Origin of the sequence: Sphingobium lignivorans (assembly GCF_014203955.1) — a bacterium.
In the GTDB taxonomy this organism is placed as follows: Bacteria; Pseudomonadota; Alphaproteobacteria; order Sphingomonadales; family Sphingomonadaceae; genus Sphingobium; species Sphingobium lignivorans.
Window position 1 is genome coordinate 4,004,885 of the sequence record NZ_JACHKA010000001.1, and the last position, 20,492, is coordinate 4,025,376.

Sequence of the window (20,492 nt, forward strand, 5' to 3'; positions counted from 1 at the left end):
CGTCTGCCGCTTCTGGCGAGAATCATACGCCATGCCCGATCGCGCTGGAATTCCCCCTTTTCCGTTGATTCGTCCCTGTTGCCGATTTGCGACACTGGCGTGGGTTTAGTCAGGCGGGAACGGAGAATCTGAGCAGCCGGTCGGAGATCGGGACGAGCGCTTCGCTCCCCTGTCCCACCAGTGCGCGGATTGCCGGCGCCGCTACGTCAAGGCCGCCGGCATAAGCACCGAACGCCGGCATGATGAGCTTGCGTGCGCTCAGCACGAAGCAGCGCCGCGAGACAAGCCGCCCTCGAAGATTGAGGCGCCACTTGGGATGAAAATGACCGGATATTTCAGCCCCGGCTTCGTTCGGCCGGGCTTCGTGGCGCAGGATGATGTCCGCGACTCGGGTTTCATGCAGGGTTTCGCCGCCCATGTCCGGCGTCGGTCTCGGATCGTGGTTGCCGGTGATCCAGATCCAGCGACAGCTGGCGGTGAGTCCGGTGATGCGGCGGCGCGTGCCCTCGTCCATGCGGTCGCAGGCGCCCATGTCATGGAAGCTGTCACCAAGGCACCACACCTCGCGCGGGCGGATGCGCGCCATCAGCCCTTCAAGAGCGTCCAGCGTCGCAACGCTGTCATAGGGCGGCAACATGCTGCCCCGGCAGGCATAAGCGCTTGCCTTCTCGAAATGCAGGTCGGCGAGGATCAGGGCCGATCGTTCCTGCCACACCAAGGCCCCCTCGGGCAAAGCCCGCCAGGTCTGACCGCCGAAAGAGAAAAGGGATTGCGCGCCCATGGTGATGCTAATGGCGCGATGTCGGCGCGCTTTCAATCGCTCTTTCGAACAAAAGCGGAACCCTGCCCGGCCCCGGACGATGCGGCATTCCCATAAGCCCGCTCTGCGCCTAGAGCGGCGCCATGTCCGACTGTCAGCCAGCGCCGGTGCGCGTCGCCGCTTTCTATCGTTTCGCGCCGCTTGCCGAGGTCCAGGCGCTTGCCGAAGACCTGCGGGCGCAGGGCAGCCGCGACGGGCTGGTCGGCTCTGTCATTCTGGCTGAAGAAGGCGTGAACGGCACGATCGCCGGGGCGTCGGACGCCGTGGACGGCCTGCTCGATCGCTTGCGGGCGCTCCCGGGATGCGCCGATCTCGCGCCGCGTGTCCATCAGGCGGAGAGGCTCCCGTTCGCGCGCTGGAAGGTCAAGGTGAAGCCGGAGATCGTGACGATGGGATGCGAAGGGATCGACGCGGCGCATGGCGCGGGCATCCATGTGCCCCCGGCGCAATGGAACGCGCTGATTGCCGATCCCGACACGATCCTCATCGATGCGCGCAATGACTATGAGGTGGCATTGGGCCATTTTGCCGGGGCCATCGATCCCGGGACGCAGGGCTTCGGGGATTTCCCGGAATGGTTCGACGCGCAGGCGGATGAATGGCGGCAGGAAGCGGAGGCCCGGGGGCGCAGGCCGCGCATTGCCATGTATTGCACAGGCGGCATTCGCTGCGAGAAATCGACCGCTTACGCGCGGGCCCGCGGGTTCGATGAGGTCTATCATCTGGAAGGCGGCATTCTCGCCTATCTCGCCGAAATCGAGGAAGAAGAGAGCCTCTGGCGAGGTGAATGCTTCCTGTTCGACGAGCGCGTCTCCATCGCGCATGGCGAGCGGACCGGGGCCGCGGCCCTGTGCCCGGACTGCGGCCAGCCCTATCTCGTCGGCTCAGGGCAGGACTGCGGCCGGTGCGGCGGCGCTGGCGAGCCGGGCGGCATCTGACTTGCGAAAGCCGGTGTCGAGGTGGAAATCGACGCGCCGGCTGCCGAAATCGATCGCGATCCGGTCGAAGAGGCGCAGCATGCGCATGCCGAGCAGCATGGCGGGCTTGTCCGCAAGATCGAGCTCCTCGAAAGGCGCGGCGTCGAGGAACACCATGGGCACATTGTCCAGCGTCACAGATCCGATCGTGATGCGCCGCACGACCGTGAACAGCGCCGGCACCTCGGCCCCGGTGACGCTGGTGAGCATGGTGGGCTGCGGGGGCACCACGAGCTTCTTGAGCTTGAGGCTGCGGAACAGGGCCATGTTGCCCACGCTCATTTCGGCCCCGGTATCGAGGATCACGCTCACGCGGCGTCCCTCCACGCGGGAGTCCACGAGAATGAGCTGGCCGAAACGGCTGCGTGCCTGCACCACGATGGTATCCGGGTCGCTGGTGGGCGGCCGTCGCCGGCTTTCCCCGATGTCCATCCGCCGTTTCCTGAAGTCGAGCGTGAGGCGCTTGTCCTTCAGCGTGTCGAGCCCGATCAGCCCGGCCCCGCCGAGATCGGCATGGGCGATACTGAGCGCCTTGAGGTCCTCGATGGCATGTTCGCCCAGCCTGAGGCCTTCCAGCGCCACGGAGGCGACGGTGACCCGCCCGGCCATGCTGACGATCTCGACCGGAGGCAGAGACGGCAAGGCAAGACGCTGCGCGAGTTCCGTCGCGACGATGGTGCGCTGGGAGCCGGTGTCGATGAGGAAATCATAGGAGCTGCCGCCGATCTCGACCGGCATGGTCATCCGGTTGGACCGGTCCTTGCCCAGCAGGAGCAGCCGCTCGGTCAGCTCGAACAGTGAGGGATCGAATGCCTGCCCGTCCTTCCCTGCCCCCACGACGAAATCGCCGGGAACCGGGTCGGGCGAGGGGGCCGGGGCAGCCGTGGATTTTTGTGCCATGGCCCCCGGCGCTATGAACGGCGTGCCGAACGCCAGCGCCACCAATCCTCTCATGATGAGCCTGCGTGCGAACGACATGACTCGGCCTCTCCTTGGAGCGGCAGATTATCATGTCGCGGACGCAGGCCAAAGCGTCCCGTGCACCCTGCTCAGTCGGGCGTCATGGCGATCCGCGCAAGGGCTTCGGCCTCGATCAGCAGGGCTTCGTCCGTGGCGCGCCCAGCCACCTGCTCGCGGCCGATCATCACCAGCACGGGCACGGCGAGCGGGCTCACCCGGTCAAGGGGCACATGCAGCAGTGTCCCGGCGGCACGGTCGATCAGTTCGCCCAATCGCCCCACATCCGTCATCCGGGCGCGGGCATCGGCCCAGGCGGCCCTCAGCAGCAGGTGATCGGGCTCATAGCGGCGCAGCACATCATAGATGAGGTCGGTCGAGAAGCTGACTTGCCGACCCGTCTTCCGCGCACCGGGCTGCTGGCGCTCGATCAATCCGGATATGACCGCCACGTCGCGGAAGGCCCTTTTCAGCAGGCTGCTGTCCTCCACCCATTCGACGAACTCATGGTCGAGGATATCCGCCGAGAAAAGAGGCGTGGGGTCCTTGACCGGCTCCAGCGCGTAGACCGCAAGCGCATAATCGTTGGAAACGAAACCGACGGGCTTCAGCCCACGCTCTTCCATCCGGCGCGTGAGCAACATGCCGAGCGACTGGTGCGCGTTCCAGCCCTCGAAGCTGTACACCACCATGTGATGCAGCCCCTCATGCGGGAAGGTCTCGACCAGCAGCTGGTCCGGCCGGGGCAGGACCGAGCGTATCGCCTGCATCGCCAGCCATTCGTGCACATCCTGCGGGAAACGATGCCATTGCGCGGGATCGGCGAGGAACTGGCGGACCCGCCCCGCGAGATGAGTGGACATCGCCATGCGCGTGCCGCCCCAGCTCGGAATGCGCGCGGACTTCGCGGACGCCCGAACGAGCAGCTCCGCTTCGGTCTGCCGGACGACTTCGAGCGACATGCCCGAGAAGAAGAAACTGTCGCCCGGCGCCAGCGTCGCGGCGAACATCTCCTCCACCGTGCCCAGCTTGCGCCCATTGGCGAAGCGAATGGCCACGGCAGGCTGATCGACGATGATGCCCGCATTGAGGCGGTGCATCTGCGCAAAGCGAGGATGGGCCAGCCGCCAGCGCCCGTCGCGCTCATGCACCAGCCGCTGGAAACGGTCATAAGCGCGCAGGGCATAGCCGCCGGTGGAAACGAAACGCAGCATGTCATCGAGTTGCGCGCGCGTCATGTCGGCATAAGGCGTGGCGCTCGTGATTTCGGCGAGCAAGGCATCTGGCTCTATGGGGCCCGCGCAGGCCAGCGCCATGATATGTTGCGCCAGCACATCGCGCGCGCCGGGGCGGAAGCGCTCGGCGTCGCGCTCGCCCGCCATCACCGCGTCCCATGCCGCCTGCGCTTCAAGATATTCGAATCGGTTGCCCGGAATGATGATGGCCTTGCTGGGCTCGTCCATGCGATGGTTGGCGCGGCCGATCCGCTGAAGCAGTCGCGAGGAGCCCTTGGGCGCGCCCATCTGGATCACGCAGTCTATGTCCCCCCAGTCGATGCCGAGATCGAGGCTGGCCGTGGCAACGAGGCCACGCAGCTTGCCTGCCGCCATCGCCGCCTCGACCTTGCGCCGCGCTTCGCGGGAGAGGCTGCCATGATGGATGCCGATGGGCAGATTGGCGTCGTTTCCCGCCCACAGTTCCTGGAAGATGAGTTCGGCCAGCCCGCGCGTATTGCAGAAGACAAGCGTCATGCGATGCGCCGCGATGATGTCGATCACCTGACGGGCAGCATATTTGCCGCTGTGGCCGGACCAGGGGACCCGGTCCTCGGGAACGAGTATGGAGAGATCGGGCGGCGCCCCGGGCTCGCTCTCGACCAGCGCCACGCGATCCGCCTCTCCTGCCGGCGCGAGCCAGCGACGATAGGCGTCGGGCTCCGCAACCGTTGCCGACAGGCCCACGCGCCGGAGTTCAGGTCGCATGGCCTGCAGTCGGCTCAACGAGAGACTGAGCAGGTCACCGCGCTTGTCCGCCGCGAAGGCATGGATCTCGTCGATGATGACGGTTTCGAGGTCCGCGAACAAAATGGCCGAATCGGGGTAGGACAGCAGCAGGGACAGCGACTCGGGCGTCGTCAGCAGCATCTGCGGCGGGCGCACCCGCTGGCGCGCCTTGCGTTCGGACGGTGTGTCGCCGGTGCGGGTTTCCACGCGGATCGGCAGCCCCATCTCCTCGATGGGCGTGAGCAGATTTCGCTGCACGTCGACTGCCAGCGCCTTGAGCGGCGAGATGTAGAGGCTGTGCAATCCGTCCCGGGGCCGGGAAACCAGGTCGGCGAGGCTGGGCAAGAACCCTGCGAGTGTCTTGCCCGCACCGGTCGGCGCGACCAGCAGCGCGTGACGTCCCAAGGCCGCAGCTTCGAGCATGGCAAGCTGGTGAGCGCGCGGCGCCCAGCCGCGCGCCGCGAACCAGTCGGTAATGGGTGCGGGAAGCGCGATGTCCATCCTTATAAGGTGGACATCGTTTCAGGCGGGCTCAAGCCTCCGTCGTGGTTCGATGATCCCGTCGCTTGTCTTCCTGATCGAGTTGATCGCGCAGGCGCTTGGCCGCCCGATCGCTGTGGGCGACGTCGCCCGGTCCGGTTTCCCTCCGGTTGCGCCAGATCGCGTAGGCCAGCGTGAGCGCAAGTAGGATGGGGCCGGCTACCGTGATGAGCAGCCAGAACGAGTCCATGGGAATCTCCTGTCGTGGTCCATGGGAAAAACGCAGGGATCGCCAGGGGGTTGCACGTAGCGCCGACGAAAAAAAAGGCCGCCCCGAAGGACGGCCTTGGAAGTTTTAGGAGAGGATGCCTGAAAGGCCCGATCCGTATGCGTTACATACTAATTTGATGCAATTGCGAAATGACGCGCATCGAGTGCAGAAACTGCAATTGCGATCATTATCAAGACATCTGCTAGAGTTCAGTGTCCCGCCTGAGCGCCCCTTTGCAGGCCAGAAAGCGCCAGTTGTTCGTCGATCTGGGCCATCAGCCTGTCCAGCCCCGCCTCGTCCCGAGCCTCGGCCCGGGCCACAAGAACATCCTGCGTGTTGGACGCGCGCAGCAGCCACCAGCCGTCCGGCGTGTTGACGCGGGCCCCATCCGTGGCGTCGACCTGCGCGCCCGATTCGCGCAGCCGGGCAAGCACCTCCTCGATCACGGCGAACTTGCGGCTTTCATCCACCTGGAAGCGCAACTCCGGCGTATTGACCATGGGCGGCATCTCGCCGCGCAGCTCCGTCACGGACTTGCCCAGATCGCTTGCCGCGCGAATCAGGCGGACGGCTGCGTAAAGCGCATCGTCAAATCCGTAATATTCGTGCTTGAAGAAGATGTGGCCGCTCATTTCGCCGGCGAGAGGGCTCCCGGTCTCGCGCATCTTCGATTTGATGAGGCTGTGCCCGGTCTTCCACATGAGCGGTGTGCCGCCAAGCTGCGCGACCCGATCAAACAGCGCCTGGCTGGCCTTGACGTCGGCAATGATCGTTGCGCCCGGCACCGCCCGCAGCACCGGCTCGGCGAAGATCGCCAGCAGCTGGTCGCCCCAGATGATGCGGCCCTCGCCATCGATCGCGCCGATCCGGTCTCCGTCTCCATCGAAGGCGACGCCGAAATCAAGCCCCTTCTCCGCCACCAGGGCGCGCAGATCGGTGAGGTTCTTTTCCTCGGTGGGGTCCGGATGGTGGTTGGGGAACGTGCCGTCCACCTCGGTGAAGAGCGTGTAATGTTCGCCGGGCAACAGGCGGACGAGCTTTTCGACAATCGGGCCCGCCGCGCCATTACCGGCATCCCACCCGATCCGAAAGGCCTTGCCCTCGAAACCTTCCACCAGCCGCGCGGCATAGCGGTCCGCGATCTCGACGGTCTCGCTCCCGGCCGAGCCGTCCACCCAATCGCCGCTGGCGGCCATCGTCCCAAGCGACTGGATGTCCGGTCCGAAGAAGGGCCCATGGTGCAGGACCATCTTGAAGCCATTATAGTTGGCGGGATTGTGGCTGCCCGTGATCTGGATGCCGCCGTCGACGTCCAGCACGGCTTCCGCATAATAGAGCATGGGCGTGGGCCCGAGCCCGATGCGCAGCACATGGATGCCGCTTTCGTTGAGGCCACGCACCAGTGCTTCTTCCAGAGCGGGCGAGGACAAGCGGCCGTCATACCCGACGGCCACCCGGCTGCCGCCAGCCCGTGCCACGCGCGTCCCGAACCCGCGACCGATGGCGTATGCGTCCCCCTCGCCCAGCGTTTCCCCTATGATTCCACGGATATCATATTCGCGCAGCGTGGTCGGGTGGAACTGATGCGGCATGAAGTCTCCTGCGTCTCTGAAGGATGGATCGGGTTCGGTTGCGACCGGTCTTATTTTAGTATCATGGCTATTTGAGTAAAAGGTCGCGCGCCGCGTTGAGACGGGCGGCAAGTCCGGCGGAACCACCGGCATCGGGATGGTTGCGCGCGATCAGCCGGCGATGCGCGGCAATGATGGCATCGCGATCGGCATCGGGCGTCACGCCGAGGAGTTCGGCTGCTTCCGCCCGGCTGAGATCGGCCCGGTTCGTCGGCATGGGAGCCGGGGATGCCCGGCCCATCAGCATGCCTCCGTAGCGCAGCCACAGCCCCGCACCGGTGGTCACCAGCGCGCCGACCACGGGCATGCCCTTCGCGACCAGCACGGCGCCGATGAGCGTGCCCGCAATGCCGAGCCAGGCCGCGGGGATCTGCTTGCGCCTTTTGCCCAGCCACAGCCAGAGGCCGAGCCCGGCAAGCGCGGCGAGCAGCAGCAGCATCGTTCAGGCGGCGGTTTGGGCCGGGTGCCCGCTGTTCAGCATGGGCAGCGCCAGCCCCGCGATCATTTCCCGCAATTCCTGCCGCGCCGCCACATGGCTGACGCCCAGTTCGCCCAGATGACCGCGATCGAGCAGCGTCAGGCCCGAGGGAAAAAGCTCGCGGAAGATCACGCGTTCGGACAGGCCCGGGATCACGCGGAACCCCACGCGCCGCGCGAGTTCGGTCAGGGCGTCGCCCACGCGCTTCTGGTTGCGGGCTTCCATATGGTGCAGGCGATTGCGCAGGACGACCCAGTCGATCGAGGAGCCATCGGCCTTGGCGCGTGTCTTGCGCGTTTCCCACATCAGCTCGGAATAGAAGCTGAGGCGCTTCACCTTGAAATTCTCCGGATCCACCTGCCCGATGAGGTCGAAATCGACGAAGCTGTCATTCATCGGCGTCACCAGCGTGTTCGCCGCCGTCGCCGCGTAGCGGGCGAGCGGATCGTCACGGCCGGGCGTGTCGATCACCACGACGCGGGCGTTCGTGGCCGCGCTGGCGATCATCTCGTTCAGCCCCGCGGTGCTGTCTCCGTCATAGACGTACCAGGAAGGCGAGGGCAGTTCGGCGGCGCGGCGCTGGGCCGTTTCCGCGCGATTCTCCAGATAGCGTGCCGAGGTACGCTGCCGGTGATCGAGATCGATGACCGCGACGGAAATGCCCTGCGCCGCCAGTGCGACGGCGGCGTGAACGCACGTGGTGGATTTTCCGGTCCCGCCCTTTTCATTGGCAAAGACGATGAGGTGCGGCGCTGCGCTGGTCATGGATCCCGTCGAAACTCTTCGTGATGGTCGCGGCCCCTTGACCGCCCGGGCCGGACAGGCGAAGCCAGCGACCGACCTTGTGACCGGCCTTATCGGAGCCTCGAGCGGCGTGCAAATCTTCCGTGACATTCCCTCGCTCCGCAACGGCGTGGCTGCCTTGCGTGCGAGCGGCGGCGGCATCGCCATGGTGCCGACCATGGGCGCGCTTCATGATGGGCACATGGCGCTTGTGGCCGAGGCGCAGGCGCGAGCGGCGCATGTGGTGGTGTCGATTTTCGTCAATCCCACCCAGTTCGGGCCCAATGAGGACCTTGCCGCCTATCCGCGCCGCGAGGAGACAGACGCGGCCATGCTGGAAGCGGCCGGCGTGGCTGCTCTCTGGGCGCCAGACGTGGACGTCATGTATCCGCAGGACTTCGCCAGCAGCATTCATGTCGCCGGCCTTTCGGAAGGACTGGATGGGCACTGGCGCCCCGGCCATTTCGACGGTGTGGCCACCGTGGTCGCGAAACTCCTGGGCCAGGTGCGACCGGACGTCGCCTGCTTTGGCGAAAAGGATTATCAGCAGCTCGCCATCATCCGCCGCATGGTCCGCGATCTCGATCTGGGCGTCAGGATCGTGGGCGTGCCGACGCAGCGCGATGTGGACGGGCTCGCCCTCTCCTCCCGCAATGCCTATCTCGGCCCGGAAGAGCGCGCCCGCGCCATCGCCTTGCCCGAGACCCTGGTCGTCGCCGGCGAGGCGATCCAGACCGGAGAGGACGTGCCGGCGATTCTCGCCTGGGCGACGCAGTTCCTCCTCGATTCCGGCTTCGACTCGGTCGATTACTTTACTCTTTGCGATGCAGAGACACTCGAACCTGTCACCCGGCTGTCTCGGCCCGCCCGTCTCCTCGCCGCCGCGAGAATCGGCGGGACGCGGCTGATCGACAATATCGCCATTAACCTCTGAAACGCCCGGATCATCGGCGAAGAGACCGCGAGCACGGCGCACGCCTCACCGCGGCGTTAACCATTTCTCAAGCCGCCCATGATTGTTTCATCCCCATAGCGAAGTGAAGCTGGGGATTATCATGGCGAGCAGCATGGAGAGTGCCCGTTTTCTGATCGACAGTCGCATGCGGGAAGCGGCCTATGGTGATGCGCAGGCCCGTTTCGACCTGGGCGTTGCCTTCAGTTGCGGTACCGGCGGCGTCGACGTCAATCTCGTCGAGGCACATAAATGGTTCAATCTCGCAGCCCTTGCCGGCAGCGAGGAAGGGCAGGCGTGCCGCGCGGAGATCGCCGATGAAATGACCGCGCGCGAAATCGCCGAGGCCCAGCGCCAGGCCCGCGCCTGGCTGATGCAGACGGCGCCCCGCTGCGCTGCATGAGCTGATCTGCGGCGCACGGCACGCAGCCCGACGCTCAAACAAGGTTCAGCGCTCGGGCTCGCTCCTGCGGAACGGCGTGCGCTCTTCGAGTAGGGGCATGTCGCCGTTCAGCATCATGGCTTCGCGCTCCACATAATCCGCCACGGCCCTGCGAAAGCCGGGGTCCGGTATATAATGCGCCGACCATGTCGCGACGGGCCGGTAGCCGCGCGAAAGCTTGTGCTCGCCCTGCGCCCCGGCCTCCACGCGACTGAGGCCGCGCGCGATGGCGGCATCGATCGCCTGATAGTAACAGAGCTCGAAATGCAGGAACGGCACGTCCTGCGTGCAGCCCCAATAGCGACCATAGAGCGTGTCCGAGCCGATGAGGTTGAGCGCGCCCGCGATCGGCACGCCATCGCGCAGCGCGAACATCAGGAGCACTTTCTGCGCCATCCGCTCGCCCAGCAGCGAGAAGAAGCGCCGGGTCAGATAGGGATGTCCCCATTTCCGGCTTCCGGTATCCTGGTAGAAACGCCAGAAATCGTCCCAGTGTCGCTCCTGCAGGTCGCTGCCTGTCAGGTGGACGATCTCAAGCCCGGCCTGCGCCTTCGCACGCTCCTTGCGCATGTCCTTGCGATGCCGGCTGGAGAGGACGGCGAGGAAATCCTCGAAACTGCCATAGCCATCATTGGTCCAGTGGAACTGTGTCCCTTGCCGGATGAGCCAGCCAGCCGAGCGGAACAGCGCCCGCTGGTCTTCGGTGATGAATGTCGCATGGGCCGAGGAAAGGCCGTTCTGGTCGATCACGGCCTCGATCCCGGCGATCAGCGCCGCGCCCCCCTCCCCGTCACGGAGCAGCAGGCGAGGACCGGGCACGGGGGAGAAAGGCGAGGCGATCTGCAGCTTGGGATAATAATGTCCGCCCGCACGCTCCCATGCGTCCGCCCAACCGTGATCGAACACATATTCGCCCTGGCTGTGACTCTTGAGATAGGCCGGCGCGGCCGCGATCAGTCCGCCCGCCTCATCATAGACGCCCAGCGGCGCCGGCGACCAGCCGGTGCCCGGGCCGACGCTGCCCGATTCCTCGAGAATGGCCAGAAAGTCATGGGAGACGAACGGGTTGTCGTCTCCCGCACACGCATCCCACGCGCTGCCATCGATCGCAGCGACCGAATCATGCAGGTGGATCGTCGCGCCGTCCGTCATTCAGGAAAGGCGACCATCAAGCGGCTCAGCCGCCGGATAAGGGGATAGGAAAGAGGCGCCGCCTGGCATCAGGTCCGGATGGCGACGACGGCATCGATCTCGACCGAGGCGTCGAGCGGCAGCACGGGCACGCTGACCGCGCTGCGCGCATGCCGCCCTGCCTCGCCGAAAATCCGCACCATCATTTCGGAGCAGCCATTGGCGACCTTGGGTTGATCGGTAAAATCGGCGGTGCTTGCCACGAAGGCGCCGAGCTTGACGATCCGCTCCACGCGGTCGAGATCGCCCAGCGCCGCTTTCATCTGCGCCACCAGCATGAGCGCGCACCGTTCGGCGGCCTGCTGACCCCACGCCAGATCGCGCTCGGCACCAAGCTTGCCGGTCATGAGCGCGCCATCGGCCGCAAAGGGCAATTGCCCGCTGATATGAAGCAGATTGCCCACCTGTACCGTCGGCACATAGGCGGCGACCGGGGCGGCGGGCTGCGGAAGGACGATGCCTTCTGCGGCGAGGCGGGTTTCGATGCTGCTCATGAGCTGAGCCTCAGCATGAGAGGGCGAGCGCGTCAAGTATGACGCAGATCTTCCGCGACGGCCTCGAACTCCTCGAGCCGCGCGTTGATCCAGCGTTCCGCTTCGTTCCAGTCGTCGATCCGTGCGTGCGCTTCATGGGCCACGTCCACATGCGGCGCCATTTCCGGCTCACCGACGAAATGCAGTCGCCAGCACTGGGGCGCATCCTGCGCCACGGACGCGTGGTTGTTCGCAAGATCGTCAATGAAGAGCGTGAGCGGTGCGCCGGTCTCTTCGATCAGCTTCGCGACAGCGGGCCCCTTCCCGCCACGATTGCCGATCACCCGGTAGGGCAGGCCGTGCCGATGGATCTGGTCCGCCCGTGCGGCCGCCAGCTCTTCCCCGATGTTCGTGACGATGACGATGTGGGCACGCTGCGCAAGCCGCGCCATGGTCGCGACGGCACCCGATATCGGCGTCTGGCGATGCATCTCCGTCTGGAAGAAGTCGTTCAGCAAGGTCCATATCCGCGCCCGCTCCACGGGATCGCCGCTGTCCTTGTGACGCAGGGCCCGTTCGAAGCCTTCGGAGAAGCTGAAGTGGATGCCGTGCAGTTCATCGAGCCAGGCGCGAAACGGCACGACCATGTGCATGAGCACTTCGTCGCAATCGCTGATGATGAGCGGACGGTTCATCGGCCGATTCGCGCGCGTGCCGCCACCAGCGCGGCGGGCTCGACGGCGAGGTCCCGGGCGCAGGCGATGAGGTCCGGCTCATGGCTTATGACGAAATCCATGAGAGCGCCGAGCAGCGCGGAGTCGGAGAGCCCCGCCCGCAGCGAAGCGGGATCAAGCCCCGTCAGGGCCAGCATCCTGTCGGCACGAACCGAATCAGCCACAACCCACCCGATAAGGCGCAGCGCCATGCTTTCGTCCGCTTCGCTGATCGGATATTCGCTGTTCATCCGGTTAGACCTTGCGTTCGGCAATCCTGTCGAGAAAACAGCATCGTCCATCGGCTCTGGGAGCAGCCGTGTCAAAACGTGTGTTGGTTGTCGAGGACAATGAGCTCAATCTGAAGCTCTTCTGCGATCTGCTCAAGGCGCATGGGCACGAGACGCATGCGGTGCGCGACGGGCGGGACGCATTCGCGGATGCCACGGCGTTCCAGCCGCATCTCATCATCACGGATATCCAGTTGCCGCATGTCACAGGGCTGGATCTCATCGCCTCTTTGCGAGTCGATGCCAATCTCGCCACCGTGCCGATCATGGCCGTGACCGCTTATGCGGGCGTTGGCGACGAGGAGCGTATCCGGGCAGCCGGAGCGAGCGCTTATGTTTCGAAACCGATTTCGGTGATGCGCTTCATGGAAGTTGTGAACAGCCTGCTGGAGCAGCCGTCCGTCAGCATATGAACGGGCCGGCCGTGACGGCCGGCACATACGCAAAAACCCGGGCGTTGCCACCCGGGCCAGCGATTCGTCCCGAACGGCGCGCCTTTAATGGTGCGCCGGGTCCGCCGTCACTTGATCTTGGCTTCCTTGAACTCGACGTGCTTGCGCGCCACCGGGTCATATTTGCGGAAGGTCAGCTTCTCGGTCTGATTGCGGGGATTCTTCTTGGTCACATAGAAAAAGCCCGTGTCAGCCGAGCTGACCAGACGGATCTTCACTGTGGCGGGCTTCGCCATGGCCGGTTTCCTCAACAAAAATGCGCTTGTTCGCCGAAGCGGTGAAGAAGCGCTCAAACTCGTGAAATATGGACGCTGCCTTGCCTGCAACGTCCGGTTCGGCGGCGGCCAATGCGGGAATCGCGCAACTTTGTCAAGCTTTGCTGGGGTTCCGGCGCGTCGTCTTCGTCTGCAACATGGCCCCTGCACCGCGGCAAGACGAACGCCGTCTTAACCCTGGATGTGGAATATGGCCATGGCGGCCGGCGAGTCCTGGCCGCCGCTCGCCGCTGTGGGAGGAATGACGGTGCATCAGGACGCGACCTTGTTCGTGCGGGCCCAAATGCTGGGGCGCATCGAAACCTTGCAGGAGACTTGTGCCACACTGTCCCTCGCGGCCCTGTGCACACAGCTGGATGAGGTGCGCTCCCTCGCCCGCCGGAATGACTATCACGCGGTCGAGGGGCTCGCGAGCATGCTCGAGTCGGTGATCGCCTATAACGGCCACCGGCAGATCGCGCTCAATTACCTCGCCCTGATGCGGGAAGCGGCCGAAGGCGAGACCATGGGGCCGGAGTCCGCCCGGGTCTATCTTGCGGCTGCCGCGCTCCAGGGCTGTCGCTGACGAGATACTGAACGATGGACGCGCTGCTGCTGGCCCTGCTGATCGGGCTGCTGCTGGATCAGGGGGACCGATCGCAGAGGCTGGCGCGCGAGATCGGGCCTGGCGGAGCCACTCTCGTCATCCTGATCGTGATGGCCGGCGCGGCAGTCTCGGCCGGGCTTGGCATGCTGATGGCGCGCCTGCTGCCCGGGGCTGCGGGCATTCTCTTTTTCTCTTTCACCCTGATTGCGGGCGGCCTCGGCCTGCTGGCCACGGGACGCAAGGCGCCGCATGCAAAGGAAGCGCGCGCGACGGAAACCCACGCGATGGGAAAGCACGCCACGACGAAACGCACGCGACTCTATATCGCCCTGCTGGCGAACAGACTGACGGGACGCACCGCCTTCCTGCTTGTCGGCGTCGCGGCAATGACCGGCAATGGCTGGGCCACCGCGATCGGAGGCGTGCTCGGCGGCCTCGCCGGCCTGCTCCCGCCGCTGTTCGCCGGCCGCGCCTATGAAGCGGCCTTCCCCCTCGCCCGAATCATGCCCTTGCCGGGCGGCGCGCTCGTCATCGGCGGGCTGGGTTGCGCGCTCTGGTCGCTGGGGTTGCTCTGAATCAAAGATCGAGCCAGTCGATCGGTCTATCCATATGTATCCGTTCGCCAAAGGCTCGGGGCCGTGCCATATCAAGGGCAGTCGCGGGGAGATCGCGACGGAATGATATTTTCGTACCGATGGAGATCAAGATGACGGACAGTGCGCTCAAGACACCGACGGATCTCAAGGGAAATGCGGTCAAGGCGGTTGCCCATGCGCTTAACGGGCTGCTGGCGGATTATTACGCGCTTTACCTCAAGACCAAGAATTTTCACTGGCATGTGTCCGGCCCGCATTTTCGCGATTACCACCTGATGTTCGACGAGCAGGCCGCTGAAGTGCTGGCGACCACGGACCTGATCGCGGAGCGCGTCCGGAAGACGGGCAACACCGCCCTGCGCTCGATCGGCGATGTCGCGCGCCGCCAGTCGCTCAAGGATAACGAGGCCGAATTCGTCAGCCCCGCCGATATGCTCGCCGAACTGCGGAAGGACAATCTGTCGCTGGTCGAGTCGCTGCGTGCCGCCAAGGAACTGGCCGGCGCCGCGAACGACAACGCCACGGACGGCGCCATCGACGACTGGACCGATCAGGCCGAGCAGCGCGCCTGGTTCCTGTTCGAGGCCAGCCGCAACGTCTGACCTGCCCGCGTCACGCAAAAAAAGAGCCGGGAGCAAATTGCTTCCGGCTCTTTTCATATTGTCAGGTGCCGCTGGCCGTCAGTCGGTCTTGGGCTCCAGGTTGACGGCCGCATATTTGCCGCGCCGATCCACCTCAAGCTCGAAGTCCAGGCGATCGCCTTCCTGAAGGGAAGCGAGCCCGGCCCGTTCCACCGCGCTGATGTGCACGAATGCGTCAGGCTGGCCATCGTCGCGCTGAATGAAGCCGAAGCCCTTCATCGCATTGAAGAACTTCACCGTGCCGCTCGCGCGCTCGCCGGTGAGCTGGCGCACCGGGGTGCGCTCCTGACGTTCTTCCCGCTCGGGCACAGGCAGAGCCTCGCCCTCGATCTGCAGTTCGGTTGCCGAAATCTTGCCGCCGCGGTCCACGAGCGTGAACTTGAGCTGCTGGCCTTCGGCAAGTCCGGTCAGGCCGGCCTGCTCCACGGCACTGATATGAACGAACACGTCTTCGCCGCCGTCGTCACGGACGATGAACCCGAAACCCTTCTGGCCATTGAAGAATTTGACCGTGCCGGAGCCTTCGCCCACGACCTGGGCCGGCATGCCGCCACGACCGCCGCCACCGCCGCCGCCGCGAAAACCGCCGCCGCCGCCACCGCCGCCACGGAAACCGCCGCCGCCGCCGCCGCGATCACCGAAGCCGCCACCACCGCCGCCGCCGCCGAAACCGCCACGATCACCAAAGCCGCCTCTATCGCCGCCGAAACCGCCTCTGTCGTTCCGGGAGCCGCCGTATCCGCCGCCGAAATCGGAATATCCTTCGAACTGCGGTTCTCCGAAACCATCCCGCTTGTCCCTGCCGCGCCCGCGGCGTCCTCTGTCAAAACTCATGCCCTGTTAATCACTTTCGCGCGTCCCTTCTACGGTCATCACCCGTGCCGGACGACAAGCACGGAGACTCGGCCGAAGCCCAAACTCAGCCAAGTTTCGCTATAGCGGTATTTATCCACAAGGGCGAATGATTTTGGCGCGTTTCGTCGTGACGAAATGTTTCGTCGTCCGAATCTGGAGATGCCGGCGCTTGTTTCAGGTGCCTGACGCCGTCCCGATCACTTTCTTCCAGGGAGGTTTCCCTGCGGCCGACATGCGGCTAAGGATGCCGTCATGACCGTATATCTGCATGAAGAAGACCTGCCCGCAGACGTTCTGGCCGAAGGGGCAGTGGCGATCGACACGGAAACCATGGGCCTCATCACCCCGCGCGACCGATTGTGCCTGGTCCAGATCAGCGATGGCCGGGGGGACGAGCATCTCGTGCGTTTCGCGCCGCACAGCAATTTCGCCGCGCCCAATCTGCGCGCCATCATCGCCGATCCGAATCGACTCAAGCTCTTCCATTTCGGGCGCTTCGACATCGCCGCGCTCCAGCATTATCTCGGTGTGCTCGCCGCGCCCGTCTACTGCACCAAGATCGCCTCGCGGCTCACCCGGACATATACGGATCGCCATGGCCTCAAGGAGCTGGTGCGCGAGCTGCTGGGTTTCGACATCAGCAAGCAGCAGCAGAGCTCGGACTGGGGAAGCCCGCAGCTGAGCGACGCCCAGCGGGATTATGCTGCCTCGGACGTGCGCTATCTTCATTTGCTCAAGGCCGAACTCGATCAGCGGCTCGCGCGCGAAGGGCGGACGGCACTGGCCCAGGCCTGCTTCGATTTCCTGCCCCATCGGGCGTTGCTCGATCTTGCCGGATGGCCGGAGACAGATATCTTCGCCCATGCGTGACCGCCGCGGCCATATACTGACCGGCGAAGAGATGGCCTTGTCCGCCGAGGCCACGGCCCAGCGGACGAGGCGGCAGCATTGGGCCACGCCCGGCGGCAGCCATGACAGGATGATCACGCTGCTCAAGCGTGTGCTGCCGGTGGTCGTCGCGGTCCTGGCCATCTTCCTGTTCACAGCCCCCTTCACGCATGAGAACGAAGTGAGCTTCGTCCTCGACAAGAATCGCGTGGACATGGCGACGGAACGGCTGAAGGTCGTGGAAGCGCTTTATCGCGGCGAGGATGCCAGCGGCCGTCCCTTTTCCCTGCGCGCCGGCTCGGCGCTCCAGCGCAGCTCGCGCGATCCGGTCGTCGAGCTGAACGAACTGGAAGCCCGGCTCCAGATGGAGAAAGGCGGCGCAGTCGTGACCGCCCGGCAGGGCAATTACAATATGGACAAGGAAACCGTCTCGGTGATCGGGCCGATCCAGTTCCAGAGCGCCAACGGCTATCGGCTCACCACCCGGGACGTGGACATCCAGTTGCAGCAGCGCAGCCTGCGCAGCCGGGGCAGCGTCGAGGGGCGCATTCCCACCGGGACATTCCGGGCCGACCATCTGAGCGCCGATCTTGAGGCCCGGACCGTGACTCTGGAAGGCAACGCTCGCTTGCGCATGGAACAATTTGGACGCAAGGGGCAGTGATGTTGCGCAACCCGTTGACCCTTTTTTCCATGGCGACCGGATGTGTGGTCCTGATGGCCATGATGCCGGACGGCCGCGCCGACGCGCAGGTGCTGCGCGGGCACGATACGACCGCCCCCGTCGACTTCTCCGCTGACCGCATCGAGGTCCAGGACCGTGCGGACAGGGTCGTCGTCACTGGCAACGTGCAGGTGACGCAGGCCGGGTTGACCCTCACCGCTCAGCGGCTCACCGTCGCTTATCATGACAATAATGGTGTCGAGATCGATCGTCTCGACGCCTCGGGTGGCGTCGTGGTGACGCGCGGCAACGAGCGGGCGAGCGGGTCGGTCGCGATTTACGATCTCAACCGGAAGCTGATCACGATGATCGGCAATGTGCAGCTCAATCAGGGTGGCAACCGCCTGACCGGATCGAGACTCGTGATCGACCTCAATACGGGCCGCTCAACCGTCGACGGCTCCGCCACCGGCGCGCCCGGCACGAGCACGTCGCCCGGCGGCCGGGTATCGGGAACGTTCAAGGTGCGCCAGCAGCCGGGGCAGTGAACGCGCGAATAAATCCGGCGCGGCCCCCTTGCGTTCTGCCGCGGCCATGCAAATTTCCGGCCACATGGAGATTGCGGGGAAAGTCGCAACATGCCAGCACTAAGGTGAATGGCCAGCGGCGGTCGGCAACCTGTCATGAAGAGGACCAAGGATGAGTGACGTGGCTGCTCCCCTCAAGCCGAACGAAGCGGAATCGGAAGCCGGCGAACATCGCCTTCAGGTCATTTCGATCGCGAAAAGCTATGACAAGCGCACCGTGCTCGCCGATGTCAGCCTTGAGGTCGGCCATGGGGAAGTGGTCGGGCTGCTCGGCCCGAACGGCGCGGGCAAGACGACATGCTTCTATTCCATCATGGGGCTGGTGAAGCCGGACAGCGGGCGGATCATCCTTGAGGGTGTCGATATCACTGGCCTGCCGATGTACCGCCGGGCCATTCTTGGTCTGGGTTATCTCCCCCAGGAGACCTCCATCTTCCGGGGCATGACGGTCGAGCAGAATATCCTGAGCGTCCTCGAGCTGGCGGAGCCGGATGCGGCCGCGCGGCGCGAGAAGCTGGAGACGCTGCTGGACGAATTCGGCCTTGCCCGGCTTCGCTCTAGTTCCGCGATGGCCTTGTCCGGCGGCGAGCGCAGGCGCTGCGAAATTGCCCGGGCCCTCGCGGCCAATCCGTCCATCGTGCTGCTCGACGAGCCGTTCGCGGGCATCGATCCGTTATCCATTGCCGACATCAGGGACCTGGTGAAGGATCTCAAGGTCCGGGGCATCGGCGTTCTGATCACGGACCATAATGTGCGGGAAACCCTGGAGATCGTCGACCGGGCCTGCATCATCTATGACGGGAAAGTGCTGTTCGCCGGCAGTCCCGAAGAGCTGGTGTCCAACGCGGAGGTGCGGCGCCTCTATCTTGGCGAGAGTTTCTCGCTGTGAGGCGCCTCTCGCCTCGCGGAATCCGCTGAGGGGATCGCCCGGGCATGACCTTGGCGCCTCGCCTCGATCTTCGGCAGAGCCAGTCGCTGGTCATGACGCCGCAGCTCCAGCAGGCGATCAAGCTGCTGGCGCTGTCCAACCTGGAGCTGGAAGCCTTCATCGGAGCTGAGCTGGAACGCAATCCCCTGCTGGAAGCGGGGGACATCGACAGCCGGCCCGCGCGGGAGGAAGTCGAGCGGCCCGACGGCGCCGAGCCTCTGTCGGGCCCCGAGGCCGGAGCCGACACGCTGATGGGCCGGGGCGCGGGCGAGGCCGATTCCCCGCTGGATGTCGATTATGCCTCGGAAACCTTCATCGACGATGGCCCAAGCGACTTGCCCTCCCCGCAGACCGGCTCCGGCGCGGACGCGGGCGGCATGGGTTCGACCTCCTGGAACGAGGATGCGCCGGACTTCGACAGCTTCGCGGCCGCCGACATCGGCCTGCACACGCATCTGACGCAGCAGGCGGAAGCGGCCTTGTCCGGCACATCCCTGCTCATCGCCCACCAGCTCATCGGGCAGATCGACGAATGCGGCTATCTCGAAGCCGATCTTCTCGAGACGGCTTACCGGCTCGGCGTCCCTCTGGCGCAGGTCGAAGAAGTGCTCGCGGTCATCCAGGGCTTCGATCCCACCGGTGTCGGCGCGCGCACATTGAGCGAATGCATCGCGCTCCAGGCCCGCGAGGCCGATCGGTACGATCCGGCCATGGCCTGCCTCATCAACAATCTCGATCTGCTCGCGAAGGGCCAGATCGCGCATCTGCGCCGCATCTGCGGCGTGGATGAGGAAGATATGAGCGACATGATCCGCGAGCTGCGGACCTATGATCCCAAGCCGGGGCTGGCCTATGGCGGAGAGAAGCCGCCCGCCGTCACGCCGGACGTGCTGGTGACCGAGCGCGGCAAAGGATGGGCAATCGAGATCAATGGAGCGACGCTGCCACGCCTGCTGGTGAACCGGCGCTATCATGCCCAGCTGGCCGGGGGATCGCGCGACAAGACGACAAAGGCCTGGCTTTCGGATTGCCTCGCCAATGCCAACTGGCTGATGAAGGCGCTCGATCAGCGGCAGCGCACGATCCTGCGGGTCACCGAGGAGATCGTGCGGCGGCAGGAAGGCTTTTTCCGGCACGGCGTGACGCATCTGCGCCCCTTGACGCTGAAGGTGATCGCGGATGCTGTCGATCTGCATGAATCAACGATCAGCCGCGTGACGAGCAACAAATATCTCGCCTGCGCGCGGGGCACGTTCGAACTCAAATATTTCTTCACCAGTGCGGTGGCCTCGGCCGATGGCGGCGAGGCGGCTTCGGCGGAAGCGGTCAAGAGCCATATCCGCGCGCTGATTGCCGAGGAGAAGCCGGACGCGATCCTGAGCGACGACACGCTGGTCGATCTGCTGCGGCAGCGCGGCTTCGAACTCGCACGCCGTACGGTCGCCAAATATCGCGAAGCCATCGGCCTGGGCTCGTCAGTTCAGCGGCGACGGCAGAAGGCAATGATGCGCTGATTGCTTCAGCCTGCTCGCCCTGTAAAGGCAGCGGCGCGTGGACCT

At 65.1% G+C, this 20,492-nt stretch carries 26 protein-coding genes; 12 read left to right on the forward strand and 14 right to left on the reverse strand.

Features of this window, described 5'->3' with window-relative positions:
* Window positions 1–109: 109 nt before the first annotated feature.
* Window positions 110–781: a ligase-associated DNA damage response endonuclease PdeM gene (gene pdeM, locus HNP60_RS18670; RefSeq protein ID WP_184156475.1), complete on the reverse strand. Its 672-nt coding sequence runs from the start codon at window positions 779–781 to the stop codon at window positions 110–112.
* 122 nt (window positions 782–903) lie between these two features.
* Between pdeM and trhO the strand changes: the two genes are divergently transcribed.
* Window positions 904–1,758 (forward strand): oxygen-dependent tRNA uridine(34) hydroxylase TrhO, encoded by an 855-nt coding sequence (gene trhO / locus HNP60_RS18675; RefSeq protein ID WP_184156477.1) that lies wholly within the window; start codon window positions 904–906, stop codon window positions 1,756–1,758.
* Here the strand turns inward: trhO and HNP60_RS18680 are convergent.
* From HNP60_RS18680 to HNP60_RS18705, 6 genes are all read right to left on the reverse strand, one after another.
* The gene (locus HNP60_RS18680) at window positions 1,705–2,775 is read right to left on the reverse strand and encodes a retroviral-like aspartic protease family protein (RefSeq protein ID WP_184156479.1); all 1,071 of its coding nucleotides are present in this window, start codon (window positions 2,773–2,775) and stop codon (window positions 1,705–1,707) included. The genes trhO and HNP60_RS18680 overlap by 54 nt on opposite strands.
* A 71-nt stretch (window positions 2,776–2,846) precedes the next feature.
* On the reverse strand, window positions 2,847–5,258 hold the full coding sequence (locus HNP60_RS18685) for a ligase-associated DNA damage response DEXH box helicase (RefSeq protein ID WP_184156481.1): 2,412 nt from the start codon (window positions 5,256–5,258) through the stop codon (window positions 2,847–2,849).
* A 31-nt stretch (window positions 5,259–5,289) separates the two neighbouring features.
* The gene (locus HNP60_RS18690) at window positions 5,290–5,487 is read right to left on the reverse strand and encodes a hypothetical protein (protein ID WP_014078090.1); all 198 of its coding nucleotides are present in this window, start codon (window positions 5,485–5,487) and stop codon (window positions 5,290–5,292) included.
* Between the two features lie 230 nt (window positions 5,488–5,717).
* On the reverse strand, window positions 5,718–7,100 hold the full coding sequence (gene pgmG, locus HNP60_RS18695; protein WP_184156483.1) for a phosphoglucomutase/phosphomannomutase PgmG: 1,383 nt from the start codon (window positions 7,098–7,100) through the stop codon (window positions 5,718–5,720).
* Between the two features lie 67 nt (window positions 7,101–7,167).
* Window positions 7,168–7,578, reverse strand: coding sequence for a J domain-containing protein (locus HNP60_RS18700; protein WP_184156485.1), 411 nt, complete (start codon window positions 7,576–7,578; stop codon window positions 7,168–7,170).
* 3 nt (window positions 7,579–7,581) lie between these two features.
* A complete protein-coding gene (locus HNP60_RS18705) occupies window positions 7,582–8,382 on the reverse strand; it encodes a division plane positioning ATPase MipZ (protein WP_184052129.1) in 801 nt (266 codons plus the stop codon).
* A gap of 109 nt (window positions 8,383–8,491) precedes the next feature.
* Here HNP60_RS18705 and panC point away from each other — a divergent pair, with 109 nt between their 5' ends.
* On the forward strand, window positions 8,492–9,334 hold the full coding sequence (gene panC / locus HNP60_RS18710; protein ID WP_184156487.1) for a pantoate--beta-alanine ligase: 843 nt from the start codon (window positions 8,492–8,494) through the stop codon (window positions 9,332–9,334).
* A 121-nt stretch (window positions 9,335–9,455) separates the two neighbouring features.
* Window positions 9,456–9,755 (forward strand): sel1 repeat family protein, encoded by a 300-nt coding sequence (locus HNP60_RS18715; RefSeq protein WP_014078095.1) that lies wholly within the window; start codon window positions 9,456–9,458, stop codon window positions 9,753–9,755.
* A gap of 45 nt (window positions 9,756–9,800) precedes the next feature.
* Here HNP60_RS18715 and HNP60_RS18720 read toward each other — a convergent pair whose 3' ends face one another.
* The 4 genes from HNP60_RS18720 to HNP60_RS18735 all read right to left on the reverse strand — a co-directional run bounded on the left by HNP60_RS18720 (window position 9,801) and on the right by HNP60_RS18735 (window position 12,422).
* The gene (locus tag HNP60_RS18720; RefSeq protein ID WP_184156489.1) at window positions 9,801–10,946 is read right to left on the reverse strand and encodes a GNAT family N-acetyltransferase; all 1,146 of its coding nucleotides are present in this window, start codon (window positions 10,944–10,946) and stop codon (window positions 9,801–9,803) included.
* A gap of 68 nt (window positions 10,947–11,014) precedes the next feature.
* Window positions 11,015–11,479, reverse strand: coding sequence for a RidA family protein (locus HNP60_RS18725; protein WP_014078097.1), 465 nt, complete (start codon window positions 11,477–11,479; stop codon window positions 11,015–11,017).
* A 32-nt stretch (window positions 11,480–11,511) separates the two neighbouring features.
* Window positions 11,512–12,153 carry an HAD family hydrolase gene (locus HNP60_RS18730; protein WP_184156490.1) on the reverse strand — a complete coding sequence of 214 codons (642 nt, stop codon included), beginning with the start codon at window positions 12,151–12,153 and terminating at the stop codon, window positions 11,512–11,514.
* Window positions 12,150–12,422, reverse strand: a complete 273-nt coding sequence (locus HNP60_RS18735) for a DUF3572 family protein (protein WP_184052120.1) — start codon at window positions 12,420–12,422, stop codon at window positions 12,150–12,152. The genes HNP60_RS18730 and HNP60_RS18735 overlap by 4 nt, the downstream gene beginning before the upstream one ends.
* 68 nt (window positions 12,423–12,490) lie before the next feature.
* Between HNP60_RS18735 and HNP60_RS18740 the strand changes: the two genes are divergently transcribed.
* Window positions 12,491–12,874, forward strand: coding sequence for a response regulator (locus HNP60_RS18740; protein WP_014078100.1), 384 nt, complete (start codon window positions 12,491–12,493; stop codon window positions 12,872–12,874).
* 107 nt (window positions 12,875–12,981) lie between these two features.
* On the opposite strand, the gene rpmG is transcribed toward HNP60_RS18740, so the two are convergent.
* Window positions 12,982–13,149 carry a 50S ribosomal protein L33 gene (gene rpmG, locus HNP60_RS18745; RefSeq protein WP_184052116.1) on the reverse strand — a complete coding sequence of 56 codons (168 nt, stop codon included), beginning with the start codon at window positions 13,147–13,149 and terminating at the stop codon, window positions 12,982–12,984.
* Entirely contained in the window at window positions 13,103–13,261 is a 159-nt protein-coding gene (locus tag HNP60_RS18750; RefSeq protein WP_184156492.1) for a hypothetical protein, read from the reverse strand. Before HNP60_RS18750 ends, rpmG begins: the two co-directional genes overlap by 47 nt.
* A 117-nt stretch (window positions 13,262–13,378) precedes the next feature.
* On the opposite strand from HNP60_RS18750, the gene HNP60_RS18755 reads away from it, so the two are divergent.
* From HNP60_RS18755 to HNP60_RS18765, 3 genes are all read left to right on the forward strand, one after another.
* A complete protein-coding gene (locus HNP60_RS18755; RefSeq protein WP_184156494.1) occupies window positions 13,379–13,753 on the forward strand; it encodes a hypothetical protein in 375 nt (124 codons plus the stop codon).
* Window positions 13,754–13,767: 14 nt separating this feature from the next.
* Complete coding sequence (locus tag HNP60_RS18760) at window positions 13,768–14,349, forward strand: hypothetical protein (RefSeq protein WP_184156496.1); 582 nt, start codon at window positions 13,768–13,770, stop codon at window positions 14,347–14,349.
* 131 nt (window positions 14,350–14,480) lie between these two features.
* Complete coding sequence (locus tag HNP60_RS18765; protein ID WP_184053857.1) at window positions 14,481–14,972, forward strand: Dps family protein; 492 nt, start codon at window positions 14,481–14,483, stop codon at window positions 14,970–14,972.
* A 78-nt stretch (window positions 14,973–15,050) separates the two neighbouring features.
* On the opposite strand, the gene HNP60_RS20130 is transcribed toward HNP60_RS18765, so the two are convergent.
* Window positions 15,051–15,845: a cold-shock protein gene (locus HNP60_RS20130; RefSeq protein WP_184156497.1), complete on the reverse strand. Its 795-nt coding sequence runs from the start codon at window positions 15,843–15,845 to the stop codon at window positions 15,051–15,053.
* A gap of 273 nt (window positions 15,846–16,118) precedes the next feature.
* Here HNP60_RS20130 and HNP60_RS18775 point away from each other — a divergent pair, with 273 nt between their 5' ends.
* The 5 genes from HNP60_RS18775 (at window position 16,119) to rpoN (ending at window position 20,447) form a co-directional block, all read left to right on the forward strand.
* Window positions 16,119–16,736: a ribonuclease D gene (locus HNP60_RS18775; RefSeq protein ID WP_014078106.1), complete on the forward strand. Its 618-nt coding sequence runs from the start codon at window positions 16,119–16,121 to the stop codon at window positions 16,734–16,736.
* Window positions 16,729–17,418: an LPS export ABC transporter periplasmic protein LptC gene (lptC, locus tag HNP60_RS18780; RefSeq protein ID WP_260394974.1), complete on the forward strand. Its 690-nt coding sequence runs from the start codon at window positions 16,729–16,731 to the stop codon at window positions 17,416–17,418. Before HNP60_RS18775 ends, lptC begins: the two co-directional genes overlap by 8 nt.
* Window positions 17,418–17,966: an LptA/OstA family protein gene (locus HNP60_RS18785; protein WP_014078108.1), complete on the forward strand. Its 549-nt coding sequence runs from the start codon at window positions 17,418–17,420 to the stop codon at window positions 17,964–17,966. The genes lptC and HNP60_RS18785 overlap by 1 nt, the downstream gene beginning before the upstream one ends.
* Before the next feature lie 151 nt (window positions 17,967–18,117).
* On the forward strand, window positions 18,118–18,894 hold the full coding sequence (gene lptB / locus HNP60_RS18790; RefSeq protein WP_184156499.1) for an LPS export ABC transporter ATP-binding protein: 777 nt from the start codon (window positions 18,118–18,120) through the stop codon (window positions 18,892–18,894).
* Window positions 18,895–18,938: 44 nt separating this feature from the next.
* Window positions 18,939–20,447, forward strand: a complete 1,509-nt coding sequence (gene rpoN, locus HNP60_RS18795) for an RNA polymerase factor sigma-54 (protein ID WP_184156501.1) — start codon at window positions 18,939–18,941, stop codon at window positions 20,445–20,447.
* The last annotated feature ends 45 nt before the right edge of the window (window positions 20,448–20,492 follow it).